Below are 26,235 nucleotides of genomic sequence, written 5' to 3'. Positions count from 1 at the left end.
GACCGTCCGCGCCGGTCAGTAGACCGGCGGGCGCAGGTGAATTGACGGTTCCACGCACGTCGGTAGGCTCTGACCTGGACAGAAGCCGACGGAAGGTGACCTGCGATGCACGTCAACCCCCACGTGTTGCGTAACGGAGCAAACGTCTCCGACGACGCCGGCGGGCACGCCAACGCCGGCGCCCAACGCCTCGATGTGGCCGGTGTGCCGGCCTCGATGTTCGGCGACTTCGAAGAAGCACACGGTTTCCACGCCGCGTTGGGCCGCGCCAAAGACGGCCATCGTGACGCCCTGCAGGGCCACCACCGCAACCTCAGCGGGATCGCCGAGAACGTGCGTACCGCCGCCGCAGCCTTCACCGCGATGGACAACCACAGCGCCACCGTGTTGCGAGACGTCGCCCCCCGGCAGTGAGTCGGCCCAGCCTGCAGCACCTGCAGGTCGACGAACTCGTCGCGCATGCCGGGGGTGATCCGTGGGCCGTCGACGACAGTCTGCAGGCCGGCAGTCCCACCCAGATCGATTTCTTGGCTCAGGCGTTTCACTCCGCCGCCGGCTCGGCGACCGCCGCCGAACAGACCTTCCGCACCGCCCAGGAACACTTCGCGCAGTACAACCGCGAGAACGGCGAACAACCCATCAACAACGGCGCCGAGGTGGCCCGGGTCAAAGAGGGCCTGCATGCCACCACCGAGCAGCTCGGCCAGATCGCCGCGGACCTGGGGACCATCGCCGCCGCCCTGGCCCAAGCCCGTAACGCCGCGCAGGAGCACACCGAGGCCCTCAACAGCAATCTGAAAATCTACGACTACCTCCTCGGCGAATACCTCCAGATGGAGGCCCAAGGCCAGAATCACGACACCGCGATCGCGCAGTGCCGCCAATTCGCCGAAGCCGACACCGCGACCGCGCTGCACAACCTCACGCTCACCCGAAGCAGCTATTCCACGACCCCTGCGTCAGGCGCTCACCGACCTACGAGCCAACACCGGCTACGACCCCACGATCAGCGCCTACGACGCCGAGAAGGAACCTGCGAACGGCGCGGCCGGTGGCGCCCAGACCCCTGTCCCCGACGGCACTCCTGCACTCACCGGCGACGCCGGTGCCGTGCGGGGCGTTGCGACCGAGGGCAAGGGCGTCATCGGCAACGCCGGGGCGATCCCGCCGTGGGTGCCGCCGGGTACCCCGGTGATGACCCGGCCTGCGGGTCCGCCACCGGCCCCGGCCAAACCCACCGAGATCGACGGCAAATGGGGCAACGTCGGTGACGGCCTCGCGGCGGCCGGCGGTCAGGGCAACACTGCCTGGGTTCGCCCGGACCTCCCGGCATTCGCCCCGGGCGGGTCACCGAGCCCCGCGATTCCCGGGGGCGTCCCGGTCTCGCAGGCCATGGAGGGCGTCGAGACATTGGGCAAGCGCCTGGGTTTCGTGGGCAACGTCATCACCGGCGCGAACGGGATCATGGAGATTCAGAACGATGTGAACAACGGAGCCTCCTTGAGTACCGCCCTCGTTGACGTCGTCCCGAAGACCGTTGGTGATGTCACCGGAGGATTGGTGGGGGCCGGACTGGGAGCCCAGACCGGCGCGGAGGTCGGCGCGGTGGTCGGCACCTTCTTCGGTCCCGGACCGGGAACCGCCATCGGCGCGGTCCTCGGCGCCGGCACCGGGGCAGTGGTCGGCGGCCTCGTCGGCAGCGAGTTCGGCAAGAATGTGGGCGAGGGAATCTCCGACGTCTGGCATGGCCTGTTCGACTGAGTTGCGCACCGGTAAGGAGATCAATCATCAGCAACGCAAACGGCATCATCGGGGTTGCTCTGCTGGTGATGCTTCTGATCGCAGTCCCGGTGGACCCCCGCAAGGACGCGGTGTCGAAGTGGCTCTTTTGGCTTATCGGACCGATGGTGTCCACCACATTGTTTGCGATTGCGATCTACGGATCGATGAAGAACCCCGCGACGACGGACCTGATCGGTTCGGTCTTCGCCGGCGCGATATTTTCCTACCTCAGCTTCGGCGGTGTCTACCTGCGCAAACTGTGGCGGCCCGGGCGATAGGGAGTTGACAGTGCAGAATTCCGGTCGCCCACCCGGCGAGGCATCGATCACCTTGGGTCCCCGCGAACCCGACGAGCCCACGATCGCCCTCCCCAAGCCGCCGGGTTGGGAGTTTCTGCCAGGCAACGACGCAGGCCCGGTGCGCGGCGTGCTCTACAACCAGGACCTGCGACGGCACGGCTTCACCCCGAACGCGGTGGTGACGCTGGAAGACCTCACCGGCCAGGTAGGCCTGCCGGCACAGGCCCTGGCCAAGGAGCGCGCCGCGGTAGCCGCCATCGTCGGTGACCTCGACACCGACATCGCCGGGACAGTGTCGGGCTTTGCCAGCAGGACCATCACCTACAACCTGCAGGGCCGGCCCGCGACCGGCCTGCTCATCGCGGTGCAGAACGCCCAGAACCGAATCTGGGCGATCACCGTCACCACGCAGACCACCGACGCCGACAATCCCCAATACATCGAAGCCACCCGGCAGTTACTGGATTCGCTGGAAGTCCGCCTGCCCACTCCCTGACGACCCTGCGACAATGCACTCATGGTCGAGCAGAGCCTCTGGATGCAGAAAGTCGCCGCCGATCCGGGGCATTCCCAGTGGTATATCGAGCGCTTCCGCGCGATGGCTCACGCCGGCAAAGACCTGGCCGGCGAAGCCCGCTTCATCGATGCCATGGCCGCGCGCGGCGCCCGCATCCTCGACGCGGGCTGTGGCCCGGGCCGGGTCGCCGGACTCCTGGCCCAGGCCGGTCACGATGTGGTGGGCGTCGATGTCGACCCGGAGCTCATCGACGCGGCTGCGCAGGACTATCCCGGGCCGCGCTACCTTGTCGCCGACCTTGCCGAACTCGACCTGCCCGCCCGCGGTATCGCCGACCGGTTCGACATCATCGTGTCGGCCGGTAACGTCATGACGTTCGTGGCCCCGTCCACCCGCCTCGAGGTCTTGCGCCGGTTGCGCGCCCACTGCGCCGACGACGGGCGAACCGTGATCGGCTTCGGCGCCGATCGCGACTACGATTTCGCGTCGTTCCTGGCCGACGCGTCAACGGCCGGATTCGCCGAAGACCTGTTGCTGGCCACCTGGGACCTTCGGCCGTTCTCCCCCGGTTCCGATTTTCTGGTCGCGGTGTTGCGCCCGGCTCACAGCGGCAGCTGATCGTCCTCGTTGAGCTCGCCGAGCTCGTCGACCGTCAGCACCTCGGTCATGTCCTGTTCCTGGTAGGCGAGGCGGCCCACCCGGTGCGCGACCACCGGCGCGGTGATCAGCGTGAACAGGATGCTCACGGTCACCATCCCGGCATCGTGGCTGCCGCGCAGCCGGATCAACACGCCCAACAGCACCAACAGCAGGCCCAACACCTGCGGCTTGGTCGCCGAGTGCATACGGGCCAAAGTGTCGGGGAAGCGCACCACCCCGATCGCCGCCGTCAACGCCAGCACCGACCCGGCGAGTACCAGCACACCTGCGAGCAGGTCAAGCACGATCACCGCACCCTCCCCAGGTCACGCCGGTCGTCGGGCACCCGGAATCGGGCGACGCTGACCGATCCGATGAAGCCCACCAGGGCCAGCGCCGCGAGGCTGTAGGTGACGGTGGTGTCGCGGCTGGCGGCGGCCCAGATTCCGATGCCGCACATGTTCATCGCGGCCAGCGTGTCCAGTGCCACCAGCCGGTCCAGGGTGGTGGGGCCGGCCAGCAGCCGGTACATGGTGATGACCGCGGCGACACCCAACAGCACGCCCGCGGTCGCCCAGATCACGTTCATGCGGTTCCCCCCACCGGCATCCATTCGTCGTCGCGTTCGAAGGCGGCGATCAACAGGCGCTCCACCTGCGCGGCCTGGTGATAGAAGCGCTCGACGGCCTTGGCGGAGCCGACATCGATGACATGGCAGTACAGAATCCGGCGCACCTGGTCGATCTCCAGCACCATCGACCCGGGGATCAGGGTGGTGATGCTGGAGGCCAACACCAGGACCAGGTCGGATTTGATGCTCAACGGCACCCGCAGCACCCCGGTGAGCGGCGGTGGTCCGGGCCTGATCGCCAGCCACATCAATTGAATGCTGGACTCGATCAGGTACCAGCAGAACAGCCCGATCAACTGCACCAGTGCCACCGGATGCACCCGGCCCTGCACCGGGACCGGCGGCACCGGCAGCAGCACCGTGATCACCACCGCGACCACCACACCCATGATGATGTTGGGAACGGTGACGCGGCCCCATAACAACACCCACACGGTGGCCAGGGCGGCCACCGAAAAGAGGCGCAGCGCGAGCGGCCTCACGGTGCACTCACCGACAGCACGGTCGAGATGTATTCGCCGCGGTCGAGGACCTCGGCCGCGGCCCGCTGGGTGTAGGCGAAGATCGGGCCGGCCAGCACGCTCAGCGATAGGCCCAGCGCGATCAGCGCCAGCGTCGGGACCACCATCCACGTCGGCATCTTCCCCACGTCATCACGATCGTCGTAGGCGATATCACCGACGTCGTCGAGCAAGACCGGCGGGGCGGCCAGCACCAGCTCGCCCTCGGGCGCGTCGACCCGGCGCCGCCAGAACGCCATGGTCCAGACCCGCGCCAGCACATACAGCGTCAACAGACTGGTGACCACCGCGCCGCCCACCAGCAGCCAGGCCAGCACCGACCCGTTTCCGACACCGGCCTGCAGGACGGCGGTCTTGCCGATGAATCCTGAAAAGGGTGGAATGCCACCGAGATTGAACGCCGGGATCAGAAACACGAAGGCCAGCAACGGATTGCCGATCAAACCACCCAGCCGGTGCAGCGAGGAAGCTCCGCCCTGCCTTTCGATCAGACCGGCCGCCAGGAACAGCGTGGTCATCACGATGATGTGGTGCATCACGTAGAAGATCGCACCCGACATGCCCAGCTGACTGGACAACGCGACCCCGAACATCATGAAGCCGATGTGGCTGACCAGGGTGAACGACAGCAATCGCTTGATGTCGCTCTGCGCGATCGCACCGAAGATCCCCACCAGCATGGTTAACAGCGCCGCCACCAACAACACCGAGTCCAGTCCACCGTCGGGGAACAACAGCGAGTGAGCCCGAATGATCGCGTAGACACCGACTTTGGTCAGGATCCCAGCGAACACCGCGGTGATGGGCGCAGGCGCGGTGGGATAGGCGTCGGGCAGCCAGGCCGACAGCGGGAACACCGCGGCCTTGATACCGAATGCCACCAGCAACACCGCGAACAGCGCACTGCGAGTGCCGGAGGGCAGGCCGCCGGTTCGGACCGCGAGCTCGGCGAGGTTCAGGGTGCCGGTGGCGGCGTAGATCAGCGCGATGCCGAACAGGAAGACCAACGACGAGGCCATCGAGACCATCACGTAGCCGATCCCGGCCCGGATCCGTTCGGCGCTGGCTCCGATGGTCAGCAGCACGAAACTCGCCGACAGCAGCATCTCGAACCCGACGAACAGGTTGAACAGGTCGCCGGCCAAAAACGCCAGGGACACACCGGTGGCCAGGGTCAGATAGGTGGGCAGGAAGATCGATACCGGCTGACGATCGTCGCCGTCGCGAACACCCTGCCCGATCGCGTAGACCATGACGGCCAGCAGCACCACCGCAGACACCACCAGCATGAGCGCCGACAGGCGGTCGACGACCAGGCTGATGCCCAGCGGTCCCAGGCCCCGCTCGGTCGGCCCCCAGCCTCCGACGTGCAGTACCAGTGTCCCGTTGCGGTCGGTCAGGTACAGCAGGGTGGCGCTGACACCCGCCACCGCGCACAGCACGCCGATGGTGATCGGCCGCTGCAGCCGCGGCCGGCGGCCCACGATCAGGGTCAGCGCCGCGCCCAGGGTGGGCAGCAGCACCGGCAGCGGCATCAATACGGCGGCCAGACTCACCGTGACACCTCACTTTCGGGAACGGCGTCGAGTTCGCCGGCCGACACCGGCACGCCCTGATCCTGCTCGGCGGCGATCACCTCTTCGTCGGACAGCTGCGAGACCCGGGTTGCTTCCTGGTCGTCGCTGACATCGTCGGTGGTCGTCAGGTTGAACGAGCGGTAGGTCAGCGCCAGCACGAACGCCCCGACACCCATGGTGATGACGATCGAGGTCAGCACCATCGCCTGAGCCAGTGCGTCGGCGTCGGTGGCCTTGCCGGAGCTGGCCCAATAGATAGGCGGATTACCGTCAGGACCGCCGACGTCGATGAGCAAGAGGTTGACGGCATTGCCGATCATCATCAGGCCCAACAACATTCGGGTGAGGCTGCGTTCCAGAAGCATGTACACCCCGCACGCGGTCAGACCGGCGGCCATCAGCAACGGAACAAAATGTGCGGTCATGACACTCCTGCCAGCGGTCGGGCCGGGGGCTGCGATTCAAGCTCCTGGTCCAGCCGTACCCCGAGACTTCGCAGCACGTCGAGCACCATGCCGACCACCACCAGGTACACGCCCAGATCGAAGAACAACGACGTCATCACCTTGACGTGACCCAGCACCGGGAGGGTGAACGACAGCACGCCCGACGACAGCACCGGCGCGCCGAGGAACAGTGATCCCAACGCCGTGCCTCCGGCCAAAGCCAGCCCGACGCCCAGGATCTTGCTGGAGTCCACGGGCAGCGTCTCGCCGAGCTCGTAGCGCCCGCCGGCCAAGTACCGCAACGCCAGTCCCAAACCGGCGGCCAGCCCGCCGGAAAAGCCACCGCCGGGATAGTTGTGCCCGGCGAACAAGAAATAGACCGAGACCACCATGATCAGCGGGAAGATGATTCGGGTCGCGACCTCCAGCACCAGTGACCGCTGATTGGGATCGTGGTAGGCGCTGCCCCGCAGCCAGGTGGTGGAACCGATCGCCGGGCTGTAAGGGGTGGCGCGAACGTCGGGGCCCGGGCCTCCTCGCGTGGCACCGGCGTCGGCGACCCGTGGCGCCCGCCCGAATCGGCGATTGCGGAACACCATCGAGGCCACCCCGGTGGCGGCGACCAGCAGCACCGAGATCTCACCGAGAGTGTCCCAGGCTCGGATGTCGACCAGCAGCACATTCACGGTGTTGGCGCCGTGTCCGCGAACATAGGCAGCCTCGGGCAGTGCCTCGGAGACACCGTCTTGGGTGCGCGCCGCCATCGCAAAGGCCGCCAGCACCGCGACGGTGGCGCCGGCTGCCAGCGACAACACTATGCGGGGCAACCGATTCAGCGCCATCGTGGGCCGCTCCGCCTCGGCCGGCAGGGTGCGCAGCACGAGCACGAAGATCACCAGGGTGACGGTCTCGACCAGCAGCTGGGTCAGTGCGAGGTCGGGAGCGCCGTGGAAGGCGAATGCCGCGGCACACCCGTAACCGGTCACCCCGACCATCAACACCGTGGACAGTCGGTTGCGGGCCATGGTGGCACCGATGCCGCCGGCGAGCACCAGAACCGCGACGGTCAGCTGCAGCGGCGTATCCCAGAGCGCCAGCTCGACGTGGTTGCGGGCGCCCAGCGCCAACGCCGTCAGCGGAAGAATCACTAGCGTCGCAAAGATCATTCCCTGGTTGAGCGGCAGGGAGCCGCGCTGGGTGATACCGGTCAGCCGCACCGCGGCCACATCGAGCAGCCGCAGCACGTCGTCGTAAACACGGTCGGCACCGCCCAGGGGCAGCCGCCGCGACCGGGCCAGGCCCAGTGGTCCGCGGGCCGCGAAAACCGTCGTCCCGACCACCAGGACCAGCGCCGACAGCAGCACCGGCAGCCCGACTCCGTGCCACAGCGCCAGGTGATAGGTCGTTCCGCCCGGCATGGTGTCGGCGTAGCTGCGCAATGCGGTGTCCAGGGTCAGCGCGCTCAGGCCCAGGACCAGGCTGACGCTGGCGAGCACCGCCGGTGGCGCCAGAAACGTCAGCTCCGGTCGATGCAGGCCGGCCACCCGGGCACTCGGGGCGGACCGACCCTTGGACGCGAAGCCGCCCCACATGAAACGCACGCTGTAGATCACGGTGAACATCGAGGCCACGACCCCCGCAGCCAGCACATACGGTCCGCCGGTACCCAGGACCGGAGTCCGCGCCTCGGCCCCGAAGATGGTCTCTTTGGCGATGAACCCGACAAACGGCGGCACTCCGGCCATGCTGGCTGCCGCCGCGGCGGCGATCAGGAACAGGCCTGGGCAACGGCGCCCCAACCCCGCCAGTTCGCGCAGGTCACGGGTACCGGTGGCATGGTCGATGATCCCCACCACCATGAACAGCGTCGCCTTAGCCGCGGCATGCGCGCACATTGCGGTCAGCCCCGCGAGCATGAGATCTCCGGTGCCGGCGCCTACGAGGACGATCATCAAACCCAGCTGGCTGACGGTGCTGTAGGCCAGCAGCAGCTTCAGGTCGTATTCGTGAATGGCCCGCCATCCCGCCAGTAGTGCCGTGGACAGGCCCAGAATCACCAGCGTCGGCCGCCAGCCCGGGGAGTCGGCGAATCCAGGCGCCAGCCGGGCCACCAGATAGATCCCGGCTTTGACCATGGCCGCGGCATGCAGGTAGGCGCTGACCGGAGTCGGGGCCGCCATGGCGCCGGGCAACCAGAAGTGCAGCGGCACAATCGCGGACTTGCTGAGTGCGCCGACCAGGATCAGTAGGACACCAACCGTGACGGTGGTCCCCGACGGCGGATAGGCGACCACTTCCGAGAGCAGGTAGGTGCCCGCGGCGTTGCCCAGGGCGATGATGCCCACCAGCATGGCCAGCCCGCCGGCCGTGGTCACCAGCAATGCCTGGGTGGCGGCTCGACGGTTGGCGGCGCGTTCGGCGTAGTGACCGATCAGCAGGAACGACAACACCGAGGTCATTTCCCAGAACACGTAGAGCACCAGCATGTTGTCGGCGACCATCAATCCGAACATCGCCCCGGCGAAGCCGACCATCTTCGCGGCGAAGCTGGGCAGCCGCGGATCAGTGTCGGTGTGCACGCCGACCGGCCGGAAGTAGGCCGCGCAGTAGAACAGCACCAGCGCACCGATTCCCAGCGCGAGTACGCACATGATCGCGCTCAGCGAATCGAAGCGCAGCGCGATGTCCATCGACAGCCCCGGCACCCAGGACACCGTCGTGCGGAGATCACCACCCGGACCGGCCGGCCAGTTGGCCACGACCCAGCCCAGCGACACCAGCGGAACTGCGCCCAGCGGATAGAAAGCCAGCCTGCCCCATCTGCGCACCAACGCCGGTGCTGCAGCGGTGCCAACAATATGGGCAAGCAGTATCGCCAGCATCATGCTCCACGGGCCGTTTCGTTTAAGTCGATGCGTTCAGTCTGTGGCACCAGTTGTGAGAAGACCGCTCGGATCGGACGCGCGACAAACCCATCCGCACGTCTCCCACACCACTAACTCCAGTCTGTGTGGTGCGGCGGCCGCGCGCCATGGAATGCGACCCCCATTCAGAGGGGGGTCAGACACCCATTACCGCCGATCACGCGTTGCGTTACGGCTCCGTGAACATTCAGAGGTTGCGTTACGGCTCGATTAACCCGGTCCTGATCGCATAGCGGGTGAGTGCCAGACGGTCGCGCAACCCCAATTTCTGCAGGGTGTTGGTCCGGTGGCGGTCGACAGTTTTGGCGCTGATGCCGAGGGTCTTGGCGATCTCCCGAGCCGAGAAACCCTCGGCGATCAACTTGAGCACTTCCTCTTCACGCGGGGTGAGGATGGTCTCCGGCAGCGTGCTGCCGTGCCGCGCCCGGTGCAGGTAGTCCCGGATCAGCGCGGTCACCGCCCCGGCGTACAGGAACGGCTCGCCCCGGATCGTCGACCGGCACGCCTCGAGCAGGTCGCGATCGGCCACCGACTTCAGCACGTAGCCGGAGGCACCGGCCTTGAGAGCTTCGAAGAAATATTGCTCGTTGTCGTGCATCGACAGCATCAGAACGCGCACGTGGGGATGGTTGCGGTTGATCTCGCGGGCGGCCTGCAGGCCCGTCATCCGCGGCATCGCGATGTCCAGAATCGCCAGGTCGACCGGCGTTTCCTGCAGCGCCGCCAGCGCCTCGGACCCGTCGGCGGCCTCTGCGACCACGGACAGGTCAGGCTCGGCGTCCAAGATCATCCGCAGCCCGCTGCGCACCAGGGCGTGGTCATCGGCGAGCAGAATGCGCGCCGGTTGGTTCGGCATCATGATGGTCCGGTCCCCGCTCGCGCCGGAACCACCAGCAGGATCTCGGTGCCGTGTTTGGGTGGAGACGTGATGGCCAGGATACCGTGCACCAACAGCGCTCGCTCGCGCATTCCGGTGATTCCGGCCCCTTCGTCCTGCACCCCGCCCATACCGTCGTCGGCGATCCGCAAGGTCACCTCGCCCGCCGGACCGATATGCAGGTCGACCCACACCTTCTGGGCTCCAGCGTGCCGGGCAATGTTGGTCAGACTCTCCTGGACGATCCGGTAGCAGACCAAATCCAAGTTGGGTGCCAACAGTTCCGTCTGCGGGGCAATGTCTTTGACGACATCGATTCCGGTCGCCTGGCTGAACTGATTACAGAGCGCCTGCAGGGCACTCTGCAGGCCCAAGTCGACCAAGGCATCAGGGCGCAACCGCCGCGCAATGCCACGAACCTCGTCAAGACTGGCGCGCACGGTTTCCTGCGCATCGGAGAGGTCGCCCCGCATGGCCTCCGGCGCAGCGTCAACCGCACGCTTGAGGGTCAGCAGGGCGACGGTGAGGGTCTGGCCGATCTCGTCGTGCAGCTCCCGGGCGATACGCTCCCGCTCGTTTTCCTGGGCGAGTAGCACCAGGGCACTCGAAGACGCGCGTTCATTCTCCAGGCGGTCCAGCATGGTGTTGAACGCGGCGATGAGGTCGTGCAGGTCACCGGCTCCCGGGTCATGCACCCGGTCGGTACGCCGGAGCAGGTCGACGCGGCGCATGGACGCTGCCAGCCGATCCAGCGGAGCAAGGCTGGATCGCAACAGCAAGGCGTTGGCCCCCACCACGACCGCCAGCCCGGTCAGCAGGACGGGGATCTCGGTTAACGTGGCCGGACCGGAAACGGTCGCCGGTGACATGGCCAGCACCAGCGTGCCGAAGGTGAACACCAGACCGTTGATCAGGACCACCCGCCGAAACAGCCCACGGGCGGGCGCGGTGGCTCGCCGCCGAAAACGCTCGACGAGCCCGGTCCTATGGCTCATACCACCACACTGGTCTGCGCGGCACATATTTGTCCATACGGGCTGCCCTAACCCACGAATGGGTGTCAAACACCATGGCGAGCTCCCGCCTCGGGCTCGGACAATGGTGGGTACACCCACCGCTGACGTCGGCCTTGGCGCGATGGCCGAGGCAGCTGCCGTGCCGCAGTGTCGAGTAGCCCCGGTGCAGCGCCGGGAAGCTCAGATCGACGGGCCGCAACATCAACGAACCATGACCGGAGGGACGCAACTGCGATGGACGGCGGCCGATGAACTTCGCGGCGTTGCCGCCGGAAGTCAACTCCGGTCTGATGTACACCGGCGCCGGTTCGGGACCAATGCTTGCCGCTGCAACCGCCTGGAGCACGCTGGCGGCCGAACTGCACTCGGCGGCCGCAGGTTACGAATCCGTGGTCGCCGAGCTGACCAGCGCGGCATGGTCTGGCCCGTCCGCTACGGCGATGGTGGCCGCGGCGACCCCCTACACCGCATGGTTGAACGCCACTGCCGGTCAAGCCGAAAAGGCCGCACTGCAGGCGAAAGCGGCGGTGGCCGCCTACGAGGCCGCGTTTGCGTTGACGGTGCCCCCGCCGGTGATCGCAGCCAACCGTGCCCGGCTCTTAGCGCTGCTGGCCAGCAACATACTGGGCCAGAATGCCGCGGCGATCGCGGCCACCGAGGCCGAGTACGGCGAAATGTGGGCGCAGGACGCCACCGCGATGTACAGCTACTCGGCACTGTCGAAGACCGCCGCCGAACTGGAGCCGTTCGCCCCGGCGCCGCAGACCGCCAATCCCGCCGGACCACTCATGCAGAACGGTAGTTCCGCGGCCAACATGGCTCAGATGGTGGCATCGCGGCTGGCTTCGGCGGTGCCCTTGGCCGGTTCCGCGGAATCCCAGGCGCCGATGCCGGCACTGGCCGGAGCAATTGGGCTGCTGGGCGACAGTCCCCCCGCACTGTTCCAATGGATGGGCGTCATCGCCGACGAGACCGCCATCGGGATCGCCCTTCCGATGTCGGTCCTCGGGGTGTGGCTGTCGGGCGCGGCGATGTACTTCTCGGAGCAGGATTCGCAGGAGATCTTCGACACCCAAGATGTGCTCCGCGCTGGGCAGCGGAACATCCTCGGCGCCCTGGACCAGCTCGGCGCGCACGCCGAGCTGCCCGCGCTCGACAAGCTTCGAATACCCCATGTCCCCGTGGTGTCGGCTATTGGCGAGGCCTTCCCCCTCGGGGCACTCTCAACCCCGATCAGCTGGGCCGAGGCGGCTCCAGAAATCCGTCACATGAGCTACTCGTCACCGCTGGCCGCTGCCCCGCCCACCGCGGGCGGCCTGGGCACGGCGTTCGGTCAGATGGCACTGGCCGGCATGGGCGGCAGCGCGTTGGCCGGAGCGGTGAACCAGCGCCGGTCGGATTCGCCCGCGGCGCCCGCCGCGGCAGCCGTGACGGGGGCGACCACCTCGGAGACCTCCGAGCAGTCCGCTCACAAACCGGGACTGACCCCGCTGACGTCGGTGGTCGAGTTGGCGGCCGGGATCCGCGAGCTCGGCGAACTGCATGACGCCGGATACCTGACGGTCGAGGAGTTCGCCGAACAGAAACGCCGGCTACTGGCGCGGTGAGCGCCCTGTCGCGGCGCGTCGACTCTAACGGCGTCGCGACCTCAGGTAGTCGCCGACCACCGCCGCTCCCAAGCCGTCGAGTTCGGGCACCACCACCCTGCCCTGGACCCGGCGCGCCACCTGATCGATGAATCGGGCCAAGCCCGGATCATCCCCCAGGCGGAAGATCGTCACCTGCGCACCGAGCCTGGCAACGTCATCGAAGCCCCGGACGGTATGGGCAATGGTCCGCGGATGCGGTGGGTAGTCGAAAAACACCGCCGGTCCCGCGCTGCCGTCGCCGCGGTAGTCCTCCAGGTGCGCAGTCGGCTCGCCGTCGGTGACCACCAGCACCACCGGCTGGGCGTTGGGATGGCGGCGCAGATGCCGGGCGGCCAGCGCCAAGGCATGGTGCAGATTGGTGCCCTGCTCATAGACGCCCTCCAGGCCGGTCAGCTCCGCGGCGGTCACCGTGCGCGCGTAACGGCCGAAGGCGATGATCTGCAACGCATCTGACCGAAATCGGGTGCTGACCAAGTGGTTCAATGCCAGCGCGGTCCGCTTCATCGGCAGCCAGCGGTTGTCCATCACCATGGAGAACGACGTGTCCACCAGCAGCGCGACGGCGGATTGGGTACGGGTCTCGGTCTCCGAGACCTCGACGTCGTCAACGCTGATCGACAGCCGGCCGCGGGTGCCGTCGAGCCTCGCTGAACCGCCGGGTCCACGCGGCGGCCCCAGCTTCGCCTCTCCTTCGTCGAGCCTCGCTGAACCGCCGGGTCCACGTGGCGGCCCCAGCTTCGCCTCTCCTTCGTCGAGCCTCGCTGAACCGCCGGCGACCTGCCGCAGTACCGAGTTCGTCAGGGTCCGAGTGACGTTCCACGGTTCGGTGTCCCCGAACTGCCACGGCCGAGTCGCACCGGTCAGCTCCCCGGCCGCCCCCGCCCGCCGGTGGTCACGCTCGCCGCGGCGCCCGGAAAGTTGCCGTGCCACATCACGGAGCGCGGTCTCGCCGAGCCGGCGCATCGCCTTGGGCGACAGCCTCCACTGGCCATCAGAGCTGCGATCCAGAAATCCCTGGTTGAGCAGTGCGCGTTCCAATTCGGCCAGGGTGCGCGCGTCCACGGCGGCCTGATCGCCCAGCTGGCGGGCCAGAGCATCGAGGTCGACGTCGTCCATGCTGGCGCCCGGATAAGCCTGCGACAGCTGCTCGGCCAGCTGCTCGAGCTCAGCGATGTCGGCCAGTGCCGCCGCGCCCTCCCCCATGCCCAGCGGGTTGTCGCCGGAGAACTCCGACGAGCCGGTCCAGTCCTCGCCGGGCCGGGCCGCCTGCAGGTGTGCGTCGAGCCGCCCGAGCGCCTGCTGCAACGACGGCGAGCCGAATGCCTGCTCGGCCAACGCATCAAGCTCCGCGCGCTGTTCTGCGGTCAGGGAGTTGCGGAAGCGTTGTGCGGCGGCCGCCCGCTGGGCCAGCGAATCCAGCAACTCTTCGACATTGCTCGGGTTCTCCGGGAAGAACTCGCCGTGTTTGTCCATGAACTGTTGGAAATCCTCGGGACTGTCTTTGCCCTGAGAGTGCTTGTCCAACAAGTCATTGAGATCATCGAGCATGTCGCTGACCCGTTGCCGGTCAGCGTCGGTGGCACCTTCCAATGCCTGCTTCATGCCGGCGAAACGCTGGTCGAGCATCTCGCGGCCGAGCAGATCCTTGATCTTCTCGTAGGACTCGCGGGCCTCGCCGCTGCGCCAGTCGTAGTCGGCCAGTTCCTGCACGGCCTTGGCCGGAGAAGGCGAGAGTGCCTCCAGTTGCATCTCGCCGAAACGCGCGTCGTCGTCGAGGGCGCGGGCCAGCTCCTTGCGCTCGGCCAGCACCGCCTCGTCGAGCAGCTTCTTGACCTCGGCCAAGGTGCCGTCCAAATTGTTGCGGCGCAATAGTTCCCGACGTCGTCGCTGCGCCTCCGCAGCCAGCTGGTCGGCACCGGTCAGATTCTTGGTGCCGCGGCGCAACAACTCCTGCAGTGCCCGCCGCGGTGACGTCCCCTCCATGACGTCACGCCCGATCTCCTCCAGCGCCTCGGCCAGGTCGACCGGCGGCGCCAACGGATCCGGCCCACCGGTGTAGGCCGAATACCGTGATCCCCGGGCGCCATGGCCTCTAGCCATAGACGGTTTCGCCCTCGTCGGAGGTCTTGTCGATGCGCTTGGCCAGGTACAGCGCCTCCAAAGCAAGCTCGAGCGCCGCAGCCCGTTCGCCCTCGGATTCCGCGCCCAGCCGCTCCGCCACCGCGTCGATCACCGGCAGGTCCGGCAGCGCGGCCAGCACCGATTTGGCCGAGATCCGCTCCCCGGTCGTCACCGCAGCTTCCTCGACCGCGGCCACCAGCGGGCCCACGTCGATCCCGCCCAGCTCTCGCGCCGCGGTATCGGCGGTGGCGCGGCGCAACAGGTGCTCCAGAACACCCTGTTCGCGGCCCTCTTCTCCGGATTCGAACTCCAGCTTGCCGCGCAGCACGTCGACGATCGTGCTCAGATCCACCACTCGGGCGACCGGGTCGGTTTCACCCAGCACCGCGCCCCGATGCCGCGCGGAGGCCGCCACCGTCTCCGCGGCGGCGATCGCGAACCGTGCCGAGACGCCGGAACGCTGATCCACCGAACGAGACTCGCGCAGATAGCGGGCGAACCGGGCCAACACCGCCAGCAGGTAATCGGGCACCTGGGCGCTCAGGTGGGCCTCCTGCGCGATCACGTCGACCTCGGCGTCGAGTTCCAGCGGGTAGTGGGTGCGGATCTCGGCGCCGAAACGGTCCTTGAGGGGGGTGATGATGCGACCGCGGTTGGTGTAGTCCTCCGGGTTGGCGCTGGCGACCACCAACACGTCCAGCGGCAGGCGCAGGATGTAGCCGCGCACCTGAATGTCACGCTCTTCCATCACGTTGAGCATCGACACCTGGATGCGCTCGGCCAGGTCGGGGAGCTCGTTGATGGCGACGATGCCGCGGTGCGCTCGCGGGATCAGGCCGTAGGCGATGGTCTCGGGGTCACCCAGACTGCGGCCTTCGGCGACCTTGATCGGGTCGATGTCGCCGACCAGGTCGGCGACGCTGGTGTCGGGGGTGGCCAGCTTCTCGGTGTAGCGCTCACTGCGGTGCCGCCACGACACCGGCAGATCGTCGCCGAGTTCGGCTGCCCGCCGTGTCGACTCGGGTGTGATCGGCGAATACGGGTGCTCACCGAATTCCGCGCCGGCGATCACCGGGGTCCACTCATCGAGCAGCCCGACGAGTGCCCGCAACAGCCGCGTCTTGCCCTGACCGCGTTCGCCGAGCAGCACGATGTCATGCCCCGCGATCAGGGCGCGTTCGAGCTGCGGCAGCACGGTGTCGTCGAAACCGAAGAGCCCGGGCCAGATGGCCGCGGCGTTGTCACCGTCGGCCAGGCGAGCCAGGAGGTTCTCGGCGATCTCCTGTTTGACTCCCCTCTCACGATGCCCGGCGGCACGCAGCTCACCGAGATTCTTGGGCAGATCGTGCGGGGCGTTCGACGCGGTCACCACTCCACGCTACGACGGGTGGCAAAGTCCGTCACGATGTCCCGGTTCATCCGGCTGGTCAATACCCGATACCCTGGGTATCGTGAACTTTCCGGAATGGCCCGAACGCCCGGCTCAGACGCATTTCGGTCCGGCTTCATGGCAGGCCCGACTGCTGGGCGTGGCCGCGGCCGTCTTTCTGCGCACCTCGATCGCAGCGCTGACCCTCATCGGTATGGCGGTCAATCGGTTGTGGCCCGCCGCCCTACAGCGCGCACGCCTTGACCTCATCGATCAACCGATGCGCTACATCCGGGCCCTGCCCGGCACCCAGGTGACGCGCGAGCGGCTGACCGACTGCCCGGCGGAATGGGTGGTGGCGCCCAGCGCCCGCGACTCCGACCGGGTGATCGTCTATTTCCACGGCTCAGCGTTGGTGACGCTGGGGCTCAACTCGCATCGCCGCTTCGCCAGCAAGCTGTCCGAGGCCGCCGGCGCCCGTGTTTTCAATGTCGGCTACCGCCTGGCACCGCTGGCCGGCATCGAGGAGGCCGTCTCCGACGGGCTGTGCGCCTACCGCCGCGTTCTGGACGCCGGATTCAGAGCGGACCGCATTGTGATGGCCGGAGACTCCGCCGGTGGCCTGATGGCGGTGAACACCGCCCTGGCCGCCCGCGACGCGGGACTTGCCGCGCCCGCGGGTCAGGTCCTGATGTCGCCGCTGACGTCGTCGGATATGGAGATCAAACGCCAGGCCGCGCGCACCCGCCGCGATCCGTTCTTCCCGTTCATGGCGTTCATGTTCATCTACCGGGTGTTTGCCACCGTGAACGGCACCCGCGCACTGCCCGTGATGCCGCCCGAGGCTGAGCTGCGCGGCCTGGGGCCATTCCTGCTGCAGGTCGGTGACAACGAGATGCTGCGCAACGACACCTTCGCGCTGGCCGACAAGCTCACCGCCGCCGGAGTGCCGAACTGGGTTCAGATCTGGGACCGCGCGTTGCACATGTTTCAGCTCACCTTCGACGTCAACCCCGATGCACTCCGGGCCATCGCCGAGATCGCCGAGTTCATCGACTATGCCGTGGCCGACGCCCAGCCGAGCAGTCAGACGACTCTCGGCGCCTGAGCCTGCCCCTGCAACAGCGCCAGCAGCAACGGAATCCGGTTGGCCTCGATCTCGGGCTGTGGCCGCACGGCCCGCACGATGGCGGCACCGTCGAAGGTGTTGGTCAGCAGCGCAACAACGTTGGGGAACAGCTCCGCAGGAAATGCGTCGGCGCCGGGAAACCCGCGGGCGGTGTCGTAGATCTTCGCACTGTATTCGTCCAACACCTCCGACAGCGTGGACCGAAGCTTCTCGTCGGTGCGTGCCGCGATCAGCAACTCGTAGAACACCGCGTTGTTGGAGTTCGCCGTCAGATCCCGGAGCAGGGTCAACACCGTCTCCAGCGCCGGGCCGTCGGCCGGGATCGCCGCCACTTGCTTGCCGATCAGCTCGAGCTGCCGTCGCAAGACTTCCTGCCCGGTGGCCGCCATGAAATCACCCATGGTGCCGAAGTGCCGGAACAATGCCCCATCGGAAACTCCGGCACGCGCGGCGATCACCTTGGCTGATGCCCGGGCGTAGCCGATCTCGGCGATAGTGGCGATGCTGGCGTCGAGCAAACCGGCCACGGTGGCCTCCCGGCGCTCCTGCTGGGTTCGTGCCATGCGCTAAACCGACTGCAGTTGCGGGGATCCGGCGCGCAGGAAGTGGCCGGAGCGCACCGTTGTGCCGTAGCCATCACAGAACGTTCCGTTGCGGAACACCACAGTGCCTCCCACCCCGGTAGCCACCACGGCATCGTCGTTGCGGTTGACCATCCGGCTCAGATCGCCATAGAACGGCACCTTTTCCTCGTGGTAGCCGTCGACCGCGTCGGTAAGACCCGCGGGGTCGATCACCACGAAGTCCGCGCGGTCGCCTTGGCGCAGTGTGCCCGCCTCGAACCCGAACCAATCGGCGACTTCGGAGGTCAGCCGGTAGACCGCCCGCTGGACGCTCATGAAGGGCCGGCCGGCGGCCTCGGCGTCGCGGACTCGTTTGAGCAGCCGTAGCGCGTAGTTGTAGAAGGCCATGTTGCGCAGGTGCGCTCCGGCGTCGGAGAACCCCATGTGGATCACCGGCTCATTCGCCAGCTTGTCCAGCTGCTTGGGTCGGTGGTTGGCGACGATCGTGGTCCAGCGGACGTTGCGTTCGCCGTTGTCCACCAGTACGTCGAGGAATGCGTCCAGCGGATGCAGCCCACGCTCCTCGGCGATCTGGCCAAAGCTCTTGCCGATCAAGCTGGCATCGGGACATTCGACGATCACCGCGTCGTGGAAGTCGCGGTGCCACAGCGACGGACCCAGCTTCTTGCGGTCGAAGGCCTTGCGGAACTTGCGGCGGTATTCGGTATCGGCCAGCAGCGCATTGCGCTCCAACTGGTCGCGCAGATGCAGCGCAGCGGTTCCCGCACCGAACTCCTCGAACACCGGCAGATCGATTCCGTCGGAATACAACTCGAACGGCACCGGCAGGTGCTGGAATCGCACGCTGGAGCCCAGCACGGCGTTGAGCAGCCGAGCACCCGGACCGAAGACCCGGACCGCGCCGGGCGCCGACTTGGCGTCCGCGGAGACCAGCAGGCTCATCCGAACGCCGCGCCGCCGGCCGAACATCCCACTGCTGGTCAGAAAGAAGTTCAGGGCTGTCAACGGGTTTCGGACGTCGGGCGCGCTCTGCAGCATCCGGCCGCGCTTGCGCAGCACTTTGATCAGCCGCCGGCGCTCACGCCAGGTGGCGAACGTCGAGGGCAGCGCGCGGGACCGGAAACGGTCGCCGTCGAGCTTGTCGATCGGGGCGTCCATCCCGGACATGCCCAACAGTCCGGCATCGAGGCCTTGGTCCAGCAGGGCGGCCATCTGCTCCAGCTCGGCATCGGTCGGGACGACGCCATCGGTGGTGGCGCGGTCCAAGCCGAGCACCGCGGTCCGCAGATCCGAGTGGCCCAGCATCGAGCTGACGTTCGGCCCGAGCGGCAACTCCTCCAGGGCAGCTACGTACTCGGCGGGCGTGGACCAGGTCTTCTTGGACTGCAGCGCGTCCAGCACGAACTTGCGCGGGACCGCCTCGACTCGGCTGAACAGGTCGGCGGCGTCCTCGGACTCGGCGTAGACCGTCGACAGTGAGCAATTGCCCAGCAGCACCGTGGTGACGCCGTGGCGCACCGATTCCCGCAGACCCGGGTCCAGCAGCACCTCGGCGTCGTAGTGGGTGTGCACGTCGATGAAGCCTGGGACCACCCACTTGCCGGCCGCGTCGATCACCTCCGGGCAGGCAGTCTCATCGAGCTCCCCGGACACGACGTCGGCGACGACACCGTCGCGAATACCCAGGGTGCGAACCTGCGGGGCGTTGCCCAGGCCGTCGAACCACAGTCCGTTGCGGATGATCAGGTCGTAAGCCACCACAGCACTCCTAACTCAGGGATTGAGTTAGATAGTGAGTGCCTGCAATCTTTTTGTCAAGGGTCGAAGGTCTTGCAAAGCCGCTCTGCCAGGCCTGCGTCACTCTAATCACTTGCGTCACTGCGGTTTTGGCTGTGGATGAGTTCTGCGACGTGTCGGTGGTCGGCGCTAGTATTAGCACATGCGTTCGAGCAGTCGTGAAGAGGTCGTCGAAGCCTTCGACGCGCTGGCCGCTGACCTGGATCGGGCGCTGGATCTGGACTTCGATTCCCTGACACCGCGGGAATGCCTGGCCCTGCTGCAGCGCTGCGAGAAGCTACGCCGGCGGCTTCCCGCGGTGGAACACCCGCTGGTCAACCGGCTCGCCGCCACCGACCCGGGAGAGTTGGGCGGCAAACCCCGCTGGATCCTGGCCGACGAACTGCATCTGACCCGCGGTGAAGCCGGGCGGCGTATCGCTGAGGCTGCCGAACTCGGTGCACGCCGAACGTTGACCGGCGAACCCCTGCAACCGGTACGGCCCGCCGTAGCCACCGCCCAACGCGACGGGCAGATCGGAGCCGGTCACATCGCGGTGATCCGCTCCTTCTTTCACTACCTGCCCACTGATATCGATGCGGGCACCTTGGCCCAAGCCGAACAACACCTCACCGAACTAGGCACCACGTGTCGTCCCGACGAACTCGCGAAACTCGCAACACGGTTAGCCGACCACCTGCACCCCGACGGCAACCACACCGAAGACGACCGCGCCAAACGCCGCGGGATCGTGCTGGGCCCCCAATATCGCGATGGCATGAGCCCCATCAAAGGGTTTCTCGATCCCCAAGCCCGCGCCACCCTTGATGCGGTGTTGGCCCGCTGGGCCGCCCCCGGCATGTGCAATCCCAGCGATGCCACCCCCTGCACCAGCGGCACACCCACACAAGCCCAGATCGACACCGACACCCGCAGCGCCGCGCAACGCAACCACGACGCCCTCGCCGCCATGGGTCGGGCCCTACTGGCCTCCGGAGACCTCGGTCAACACAACGGGCTACCGGCCACCATCATCGTCTCGACAACCCTGACCGACCTGGAGAACGGCACCGGCACAGCCCACACCGGCGGCGGCACCTGGCTACCCATGCGCGACGTCATCGCCATGGCCAGCCACGCCCACCACTACCTACGCATCTACCACGGCGCCCAAGAACTGGCCCTGTTCCACACCAAACGCCTGGCCTCACCCGGACAACGGATCGTGCTCTACGCCAAAGAACGCGGCTGTTCCCACCCCCACTGCCCGATCCCCGGCTACCTCTGCGAAGTCCACCATGACACCGACTACGCCCAAACCCGCCGCACCGACATCACCGACCTCACCCTGCGCTGCGGCCCCCACCACCAACTCATCACCACCGGCGGCTGGAAAACCCGCAAACACCACAACGGCACCACCCAAACCCTGCCCCCACCACACCTAGACAGAGGCCAACCCCGCACCAACCACTACCACCACCCAGAGAAGCTATTGGGCGACAACGATTCCGCCGACGGGGACGACGTGCCCTAGCTCAGTGCGCGAAGTGCCGGGCGCCGGTCAGATACAGCGTGATCCCGGCTTCGGCCGCCGCCGCGGTCACTTCGTCGTCGCGCACCGAGCCACCCGGGTGCACGATCGCCTTCACCCCTGCAGCGGTCAGCGTCTGCAGGCCGTCGGGGAACGGGAAAAACGCGTCGGATGCAGCGACCGCACCGGCGACCCGCTCGCCACCGCGCTCCACCGCCAGCCGGGCCGCGTCGACCCGGTTAACCTGACCCATCCCCACGCCGATGGTGGCGCCGTCACCCGCGACCACGATCGCGTTGGATTTGACGGCACGGCAGGCCCGCCAGGCAAAGACCAAGTCCGCCAGCGTGGCCGGATCGGCCGGCTCCCCGGTGGCCAGCGTCCAGTTGACCGGGTTGTCACCCGCGGCGTCCAGGCCGTCACGGCTCTGCATGAGCAGTCCACCGCTGAGCTGGCGCCATTCGGCGCCGCCCCGCAGCGGCTCGGAGGCCAACAGCATCCGAATGTTCTTCTTACGCGCCAAGATCTCGACGGCGCCCGGCTCGTAGGCCGGCGCAACGATCACCTCGGTGAAGATGGTGCTGACGTACTCCGCCATCTCCACAGTGACCTCGGTGTTGGCTGCGATCACTCCGCCGAAAGCACTCAACGGGTCGCACTCGTGCGCCTTGCGGTGGGCATCGGCCACCGAGATCGCCGAGACCGCAATGCCGCACGGGTTGGCGTGCTTGATGATGGCCACGCAGGTGTCTTCATGGTCGAACGCCGCGCGCCAGGCAGCATCGGCATCGGTGAAGTTGTTGTAGGACATCTCTTTTCCGTGCAGCTGCTCGGCCTGCGCCAGGCCCGGCCAAGCACCGCCGTCGCAATAGAGCGCGGCCTGCTGGTGCGGGTTCTCGCCATACCGCAGCTGCGCGGCGCGCCGGTAGGTCCGTCCGTACCATTCCGGCAGTGCCTGCCGCGGCTCCTCCGGCGCCAGTGTCGACGTCATCCAGCTGGCGACCGCCACGTCGTATTCGGCGGTGTGCCGAAACGCCAGGGCCGCCAGGCGCTTCCGCTGCGCGAGCGTGAAACCGCCGCCGTTGACCGCGGCCAACACACCGTCGTAGCCCAGGGGTTCGACCACCACGGCGACGCTGGGGTGGTTCTTGGCGGCCGCCCGGATCATCGACGGTCCGCCGATATCGATCTGCTCGACACATTCGTCGACCCCGGCACCGGAATCGACGGTCTCGCTGAACGGGTAGAGGTTGACCACCACCAGCTCGAACGCCGCGATCTCCAGCTCATTGAGCGCCTCGGCATGCTCAGGCTTGCGCAGGTCGGCCAGCAGCCCGGCGTGCACCCGCGGGTGCAGAGTCTTGACGCGGCCGTCGAGCACCTCGGGGAAGCCGGTCACCTGCTCCACCGGGGTCACCGGAATGCCCTTGGCCGCAATGGCCTTGGCAGTGGAACCGGTAGAGACGATATCCACGCCGGCGGCGTGCAGGCCGGCGGCCAGGTCAACCAGTCCGGTCTTGTCGTAGACGCTGATCAAAGCCCGGCGAATCGGTCGCTTGCCGTCGGTCATCCTAGGGTTGCCTTTCGTCCGTTCCAGGTCACGCCACCGGTCGCAAAGGCGGCCAGGACGTTCACCAGGAGCTTGCGCTCCACTGTCTTGATGCGTTCATGCAAAGTGTCTTCGTCGTCGTCGTCGAGCACGACGACAGGCTCCTGGGCCAGCACCGGGCCGGTGTCGGTTCCCGCGTCTACCAGGTGCACGGTGCAGCCGGTGACCTTGACGCCATAGGCCAACGCCTCGGGCACGGCGTGCGCTCCGGGGAAAGCGGGCAGCAACGCCGGATGGGTGTTGACGGTGCGCCCCAGGAACTGGTTCAGGAAGTGCGATCCCAGGATCTTCATAAAACCGGCCGAGACCACCAGATCGGGGTTGTGGGCCGCAGTGGCCTCAGTCAGCGCACGGTCCCATGACGCCCGGTTCGGATAATCGCCCAACGGGACGATGAAGACCGGCAGCCCCGCCGCCTTGGCAATCTCCACCGCCCGGCAGTCCCGGTCGGTGCCTACGGCCACGACCCGCGCGGGGTAGTCGCCGACCGCTGCTGCCAGCAGCGACGCGAGCAGCGACCCGGTGCCCGAAGCCAGCACCACCAGTCGGGCGGGGACGTTGGGGGCCACGTGGATCGGTTGCACGGTGACTGAGCCTAACGCGGCGATCGCCGATCTGGCGAAGCCGGTCGCCGCGGGTCACCGCTATGGGCATCGGCGGTTGCGAACGTAGCGAACTCCGATGCAGAGCCGGCCGGATCAGGCGGAGCTGCGGAACTGCGCGCCCTCCGGCCCGAGTGCGGTCCTCGATTTAACTGTCCTAGCCATCGTCGTCGGTGAACATCAAGTCCTCTGGGTCCTCCAACGGCCCCGGCGGTTCGGTCGGCGCATGAGCCTGGAGTCTGCGCACCGGCTCTGGGCCCGTCGTCCAGCTCAGCTCGCCACCTTCGTCCATACCCTCGTCAGTTCCGAAACTCGGTTCGAAGTCGGCCTCGAACATCTCCTCGGGCTCTACGATCTCGCCGGCCGGCACCGGCAGATCGGGGTCGACCACAACCGGCTCAGGAATGTCGTCGGGTTCGGCGGGTCGCACCGGGGCGGGCGGCAAGACCCGCTGCGTCCTGGTCACGGCACCGTCACGGACCCCGCCGACCATCACCACTGTCAGCGCCCCGATCGCGGCGAACCAGCCGAACACCGCGGGCCCGAAGGTCAGCTGATCCACGCCGACGTCGCCGAAGTTGCCCAACCGTCCCCCACCAGCCAGGCCGAGCACTGCCATCGACAGCGCCGCCATGAGGGCCGCCGCCGCCACTTTGGCCAGTGCCGGAACCAACGGCAGCGGCCGGCGGGCGCACTGTTGTCCGACGGCCACCCCCGATGCCGCCCCGATGATCAGCAGCGCCACCCATGCGGGACCCAACGGTGGAGTGGGCGCCGCGGCCAGGATCGGCAACGCCGGAATGTCTCCGCCGAGCACCGTGAACGCACTGAACAGCGCGGGGCCGATATGCGCGCTGGAGCCCACCGCCACCGCGGTCGCGCCGACGAGCACGTTGGGCACATACAACACCGCTAGCAGGGTGAGGCTGAGCTGGCCGAAGGCCGAATCGGTGATCGCATAGAGCTCGTGCATGGTGCCCCAGTGCCAGATCAGGGAAATGAACGTCACGGCTCCGGCCAGGCCGAACAGCGCCAGCATTCCGGTGACCGCGGCCCGCACCGAGTCCGCCAGCCAGGCCGGCAACCTGGTCTCCGCCAGCGCGCGTCGGCCCACCCGCGTTGCCACCCCGATCCCCGCGCCGATCGCGTGCACCGCGAAAACGTGGGCGAAGGCACTCAGGGCATGTGGCGTCTGCAGTTCGGTGATCACCGATGCTGCGTCGTGGATGACCGCAAGCGAAACCGCCGCGATCAGCAGTGGGCCCCCGACCGCCGAAGCCACGATCCAGCGAATGACGAACCACGAGGCACCGCGGGCGGTGGCCTGCGCGGTGGTCCGTGCGGTCCCTGCGACCATGAGCAGCGCCGGCAGGAGCGGGAGCGCGCCGAGATCCCGGCCGCCGATCGAGATCGGTACCTGGTGCACGCCCAGCCACATACTGGCGATGGCCCCCGACGCCCCGGTCATGTCACTGTTGGCGATCAGCAACTGCAGCAGCGTCACCGCTGCGATGACCGTCAACGCCACGACGGACGGGCCGAACGCGACCCGGACCAGGTCACGGGTCGGGTTCGAGCCTGGTCTGCCGCCGGTCACCGATGTCACGCTGCGAGCACGTTCAACTCGGCGTGCAGGCGCGGGCTAGGGCTGCGCCGGCCCCGACGAGGCGGAGTCGCCCTGCGACTGCTGGCCGCCCGTCGAGCTCTGGCCCGAACCGGATGTGCTCTGGCCTCCGGTGGACGAACTCCCCGAACCACCGGTCGACGGCGGGTTGTAGCTGGGGAATCCAGTCGGAGGAGTGGGCGGTCCCTGCGGCGACGACTGCTGGACGCCGGAGTTGAAGGCGCCCGACGGCGAGGAGTGCTGAGCGCCGAAGCCGCCGCTGGACGGCGAGGGGTAGCTGCCATAGGACGAGGGATAGCCGGGTTGCTGCGGCGCCTGCTGGCTCTGGTGCTGCCCCTGATGTCCGTAACCCTGTTGGCCCTGTTGGCCCTGCTGGCCGTAGTAGTTGCCACCCGGCGGCAGCCCGTACTGGGCGTAGGGGTCGTACTTGGGACGCGGGGCGGGCGCGGTCACCACGCCGGCCTCCAACAGCAGGGACCCGACTGCGGCGCAGGCCTGCAGGACGCTGAAGACCAGGATCAGCCACAGGCCCCAGCCGATGGTGTAGTCGGCGCTGGCCTCGGCGACGGTCGAGATGGCCAGCAGTGCTCCCAGGGCGGCGATCACGGCGACCACCGCGGTGTACACCTTGGCCTTGGGCAGCAGGCCGACGGCGGCGAGCAGGCCGGCCAGCACCGCCAGCGGTACCGTGTTGCCGGCGTCGCTGAGGACCAACGGGTAATCGACATCGGTGATCGTCACGATCGGCCCGAAGTTCGCCAGGTACACGCCCAGCCCCAGCGCAACCACCGCGATCCGGAGGTACTGGGGCAGCTTGCTCTCGACCTCGCCGCCGGCTTTGGCGAACGAGGGAGTCGACGGTCCGTAGGAGCCTGATGGTTGTGGAGGTTGGAAGCCGGGATTCCCGGGCGAGTAGGTCATGACCTCTCCTGTGCTTGTGGGCAGCGTGCTTGTGGGCGGTGCGGCGCGCTTCGACCATCCACGCTAGCGCACTTACGGCCCTAGTCGC

24 protein-coding genes and 2 pseudogenes are annotated in these 26,235 nt (G+C 67.6%); 9 read left to right on the top strand and 17 right to left on the bottom strand.

Annotation, left to right across the window (positions count from 1 at the left end; genetic code table 11):
• The first annotated feature begins 105 nt into the window (after positions 1 to 105).
• The 6 genes from G6N09_RS12660 (at position 106) to G6N09_RS12635 (ending at position 3,216) form a co-directional block, all read left to right on the top strand.
• Positions 106 to 414, top strand: a complete 309-nt coding sequence (locus tag G6N09_RS12660) for a DUF2563 family protein (protein WP_083025842.1) — start codon at positions 106 to 108, stop codon at positions 412 to 414.
• Positions 411 to 1,271 (top strand): putative alpha/beta hydrolase, encoded by an 861-nt coding sequence (locus tag G6N09_RS12655; protein WP_083025844.1) that lies wholly within the window; start codon positions 411 to 413, stop codon positions 1,269 to 1,271. Before G6N09_RS12660 ends, G6N09_RS12655 begins: the two co-directional genes overlap by 4 nt.
• On the top strand, positions 1,195 to 1,761 hold the full coding sequence (locus tag G6N09_RS12650; RefSeq protein ID WP_083025846.1) for a hypothetical protein: 567 nt from the start codon (positions 1,195 to 1,197) through the stop codon (positions 1,759 to 1,761). Before G6N09_RS12655 ends, G6N09_RS12650 begins: the two co-directional genes overlap by 77 nt.
• Positions 1,762 to 1,829: 68 nt before the next feature.
• Positions 1,830 to 2,060: a hypothetical protein gene (locus G6N09_RS12645; protein WP_083025848.1), complete on the top strand. Its 231-nt coding sequence runs from the start codon at positions 1,830 to 1,832 to the stop codon at positions 2,058 to 2,060.
• A gap of 10 nt (positions 2,061 to 2,070) precedes the next feature.
• Positions 2,071 to 2,577, top strand: a complete 507-nt coding sequence (locus G6N09_RS12640; RefSeq protein ID WP_163752781.1) for an LpqN/LpqT family lipoprotein — start codon at positions 2,071 to 2,073, stop codon at positions 2,575 to 2,577.
• A 21-nt stretch (positions 2,578 to 2,598) separates the two neighbouring features.
• On the top strand, positions 2,599 to 3,216 hold the full coding sequence (locus tag G6N09_RS12635) for a class I SAM-dependent methyltransferase (RefSeq protein WP_083025853.1): 618 nt from the start codon (positions 2,599 to 2,601) through the stop codon (positions 3,214 to 3,216).
• Here G6N09_RS12635 and mnhG read toward each other — a convergent pair.
• The 8 genes from mnhG to G6N09_RS12595 form a co-directional block, all read right to left on the bottom strand.
• Positions 3,201 to 3,548: a monovalent cation/H(+) antiporter subunit G gene (gene mnhG / locus G6N09_RS12630; protein ID WP_046190562.1), complete on the bottom strand. Its 348-nt coding sequence runs from the start codon at positions 3,546 to 3,548 to the stop codon at positions 3,201 to 3,203. The genes G6N09_RS12635 and mnhG overlap by 16 nt on opposite strands.
• Positions 3,545 to 3,826, bottom strand: coding sequence for a monovalent cation/H+ antiporter complex subunit F (locus tag G6N09_RS12625; protein WP_083025940.1), 282 nt, complete (start codon positions 3,824 to 3,826; stop codon positions 3,545 to 3,547). Before G6N09_RS12625 ends, mnhG begins: the two co-directional genes overlap by 4 nt.
• The gene (locus G6N09_RS12620; protein WP_083025855.1) at positions 3,823 to 4,350 is read right to left on the bottom strand and encodes a Na+/H+ antiporter subunit E; all 528 of its coding nucleotides are present in this window, start codon (positions 4,348 to 4,350) and stop codon (positions 3,823 to 3,825) included. The genes G6N09_RS12625 and G6N09_RS12620 overlap by 4 nt, the downstream gene beginning before the upstream one ends.
• The gene (locus tag G6N09_RS12615; protein WP_083025942.1) at positions 4,347 to 5,924 is read right to left on the bottom strand and encodes a Na+/H+ antiporter subunit D; all 1,578 of its coding nucleotides are present in this window, start codon (positions 5,922 to 5,924) and stop codon (positions 4,347 to 4,349) included. Before G6N09_RS12615 ends, G6N09_RS12620 begins: the two co-directional genes overlap by 4 nt.
• A gap of 17 nt (positions 5,925 to 5,941) precedes the next feature.
• The gene (locus tag G6N09_RS12610; protein ID WP_083025858.1) at positions 5,942 to 6,391 is read right to left on the bottom strand and encodes a Na(+)/H(+) antiporter subunit C; all 450 of its coding nucleotides are present in this window, start codon (positions 6,389 to 6,391) and stop codon (positions 5,942 to 5,944) included.
• Positions 6,388 to 9,294 carry a Na+/H+ antiporter subunit A gene (locus G6N09_RS12605; RefSeq protein WP_083025944.1) on the bottom strand — a complete coding sequence of 969 codons (2,907 nt, stop codon included), beginning with the start codon at positions 9,292 to 9,294 and terminating at the stop codon, positions 6,388 to 6,390. The genes G6N09_RS12610 and G6N09_RS12605 overlap by 4 nt, the downstream gene beginning before the upstream one ends.
• Positions 9,295 to 9,535: 241 nt before the next feature.
• Positions 9,536 to 10,192 carry a response regulator gene (locus G6N09_RS12600; protein ID WP_083025946.1) on the bottom strand — a complete coding sequence of 219 codons (657 nt, stop codon included), beginning with the start codon at positions 10,190 to 10,192 and terminating at the stop codon, positions 9,536 to 9,538.
• Positions 10,192 to 11,208: a HAMP domain-containing sensor histidine kinase gene (locus G6N09_RS12595; RefSeq protein ID WP_083025860.1), complete on the bottom strand. Its 1,017-nt coding sequence runs from the start codon at positions 11,206 to 11,208 to the stop codon at positions 10,192 to 10,194. The genes G6N09_RS12600 and G6N09_RS12595 overlap by 1 nt, the downstream gene beginning before the upstream one ends.
• A gap of 269 nt (positions 11,209 to 11,477) precedes the next feature.
• Here G6N09_RS12595 and G6N09_RS20325 point away from each other — a divergent pair, with 269 nt between their 5' ends.
• A complete protein-coding gene (locus G6N09_RS20325; RefSeq protein ID WP_083025863.1) occupies positions 11,478 to 12,836 on the top strand; it encodes a PPE family protein, SVP subgroup in 1,359 nt (452 codons plus the stop codon).
• A gap of 24 nt (positions 12,837 to 12,860) precedes the next feature.
• On the opposite strand, the pseudogene G6N09_RS20450 reads toward G6N09_RS20325, so the two are convergent.
• The 3 genes and pseudogenes from G6N09_RS20450 to G6N09_RS12580 all read right to left on the bottom strand — a co-directional run.
• Positions 12,861 to 13,535: pseudogene (locus G6N09_RS20450) on the bottom strand (VWA domain-containing protein); the annotation flags it as partial.
• Between the two features lie 120 nt (positions 13,536 to 13,655).
• A pseudogene (locus G6N09_RS20445) lies at positions 13,656 to 14,978 on the bottom strand (hypothetical protein); the annotation flags it as partial.
• Positions 14,971 to 16,341, bottom strand: coding sequence for a sigma 54-interacting transcriptional regulator (locus tag G6N09_RS12580; RefSeq protein WP_275985348.1), 1,371 nt, complete (start codon positions 16,339 to 16,341; stop codon positions 14,971 to 14,973). The gene G6N09_RS12580 and the pseudogene G6N09_RS20445, both read right to left, overlap by 8 nt.
• A gap of 109 nt (positions 16,342 to 16,450) precedes the next feature.
• On the opposite strand from G6N09_RS12580, the gene G6N09_RS12575 reads away from it, so the two are divergent.
• Positions 16,451 to 17,476, top strand: coding sequence for an alpha/beta hydrolase (locus tag G6N09_RS12575; protein WP_083025867.1), 1,026 nt, complete (start codon positions 16,451 to 16,453; stop codon positions 17,474 to 17,476).
• Here the strand turns inward: G6N09_RS12575 and G6N09_RS12570 are convergent.
• Complete coding sequence (locus G6N09_RS12570; RefSeq protein WP_083025870.1) at positions 17,455 to 18,060, bottom strand: TetR family transcriptional regulator; 606 nt, start codon at positions 18,058 to 18,060, stop codon at positions 17,455 to 17,457. The genes G6N09_RS12575 and G6N09_RS12570 overlap by 22 nt on opposite strands.
• A 3-nt stretch (positions 18,061 to 18,063) precedes the next feature.
• Positions 18,064 to 19,839 (bottom strand): N-acyl-D-amino-acid deacylase family protein, encoded by a 1,776-nt coding sequence (locus G6N09_RS12565; RefSeq protein WP_083025949.1) that lies wholly within the window; start codon positions 19,837 to 19,839, stop codon positions 18,064 to 18,066.
• A gap of 181 nt (positions 19,840 to 20,020) precedes the next feature.
• On the opposite strand from G6N09_RS12565, the gene G6N09_RS12560 reads away from it, so the two are divergent.
• Positions 20,021 to 21,394 (top strand): HNH endonuclease signature motif containing protein, encoded by a 1,374-nt coding sequence (locus G6N09_RS12560; RefSeq protein WP_083025872.1) that lies wholly within the window; start codon positions 20,021 to 20,023, stop codon positions 21,392 to 21,394.
• Position 21,395: 1 nt separating this feature from the next.
• On the opposite strand, the gene purH is transcribed toward G6N09_RS12560, so the two are convergent.
• The 4 genes from purH to G6N09_RS12540 form a co-directional block, all read right to left on the bottom strand.
• Positions 21,396 to 22,961 carry a bifunctional phosphoribosylaminoimidazolecarboxamide formyltransferase/IMP cyclohydrolase gene (purH, locus tag G6N09_RS12555; RefSeq protein ID WP_083025874.1) on the bottom strand — a complete coding sequence of 522 codons (1,566 nt, stop codon included), beginning with the start codon at positions 22,959 to 22,961 and terminating at the stop codon, positions 21,396 to 21,398.
• The gene (gene purN / locus G6N09_RS12550; RefSeq protein WP_083025876.1) at positions 22,958 to 23,584 is read right to left on the bottom strand and encodes a phosphoribosylglycinamide formyltransferase; all 627 of its coding nucleotides are present in this window, start codon (positions 23,582 to 23,584) and stop codon (positions 22,958 to 22,960) included. The genes purH and purN overlap by 4 nt, the downstream gene beginning before the upstream one ends.
• 175 nt (positions 23,585 to 23,759) lie before the next feature.
• On the bottom strand, positions 23,760 to 25,199 hold the full coding sequence (locus G6N09_RS12545; RefSeq protein WP_083025878.1) for a cell division protein PerM: 1,440 nt from the start codon (positions 25,197 to 25,199) through the stop codon (positions 23,760 to 23,762).
• 45 nt (positions 25,200 to 25,244) lie between these two features.
• Positions 25,245 to 26,147, bottom strand: a complete 903-nt coding sequence (locus G6N09_RS12540; RefSeq protein WP_083025881.1) for a DUF5336 domain-containing protein — start codon at positions 26,145 to 26,147, stop codon at positions 25,245 to 25,247.
• Positions 26,148 to 26,235 lie beyond the last annotated feature (88 nt).

The sequence above is a fragment of the Mycolicibacter minnesotensis genome, assembly GCF_010731755.1.
Taxonomy (GTDB): Bacteria; Actinomycetota; Actinomycetes; order Mycobacteriales; family Mycobacteriaceae; genus Mycobacterium; species Mycobacterium minnesotense.
This window is presented reverse-complemented; position numbering and strand designations above follow the sequence as displayed.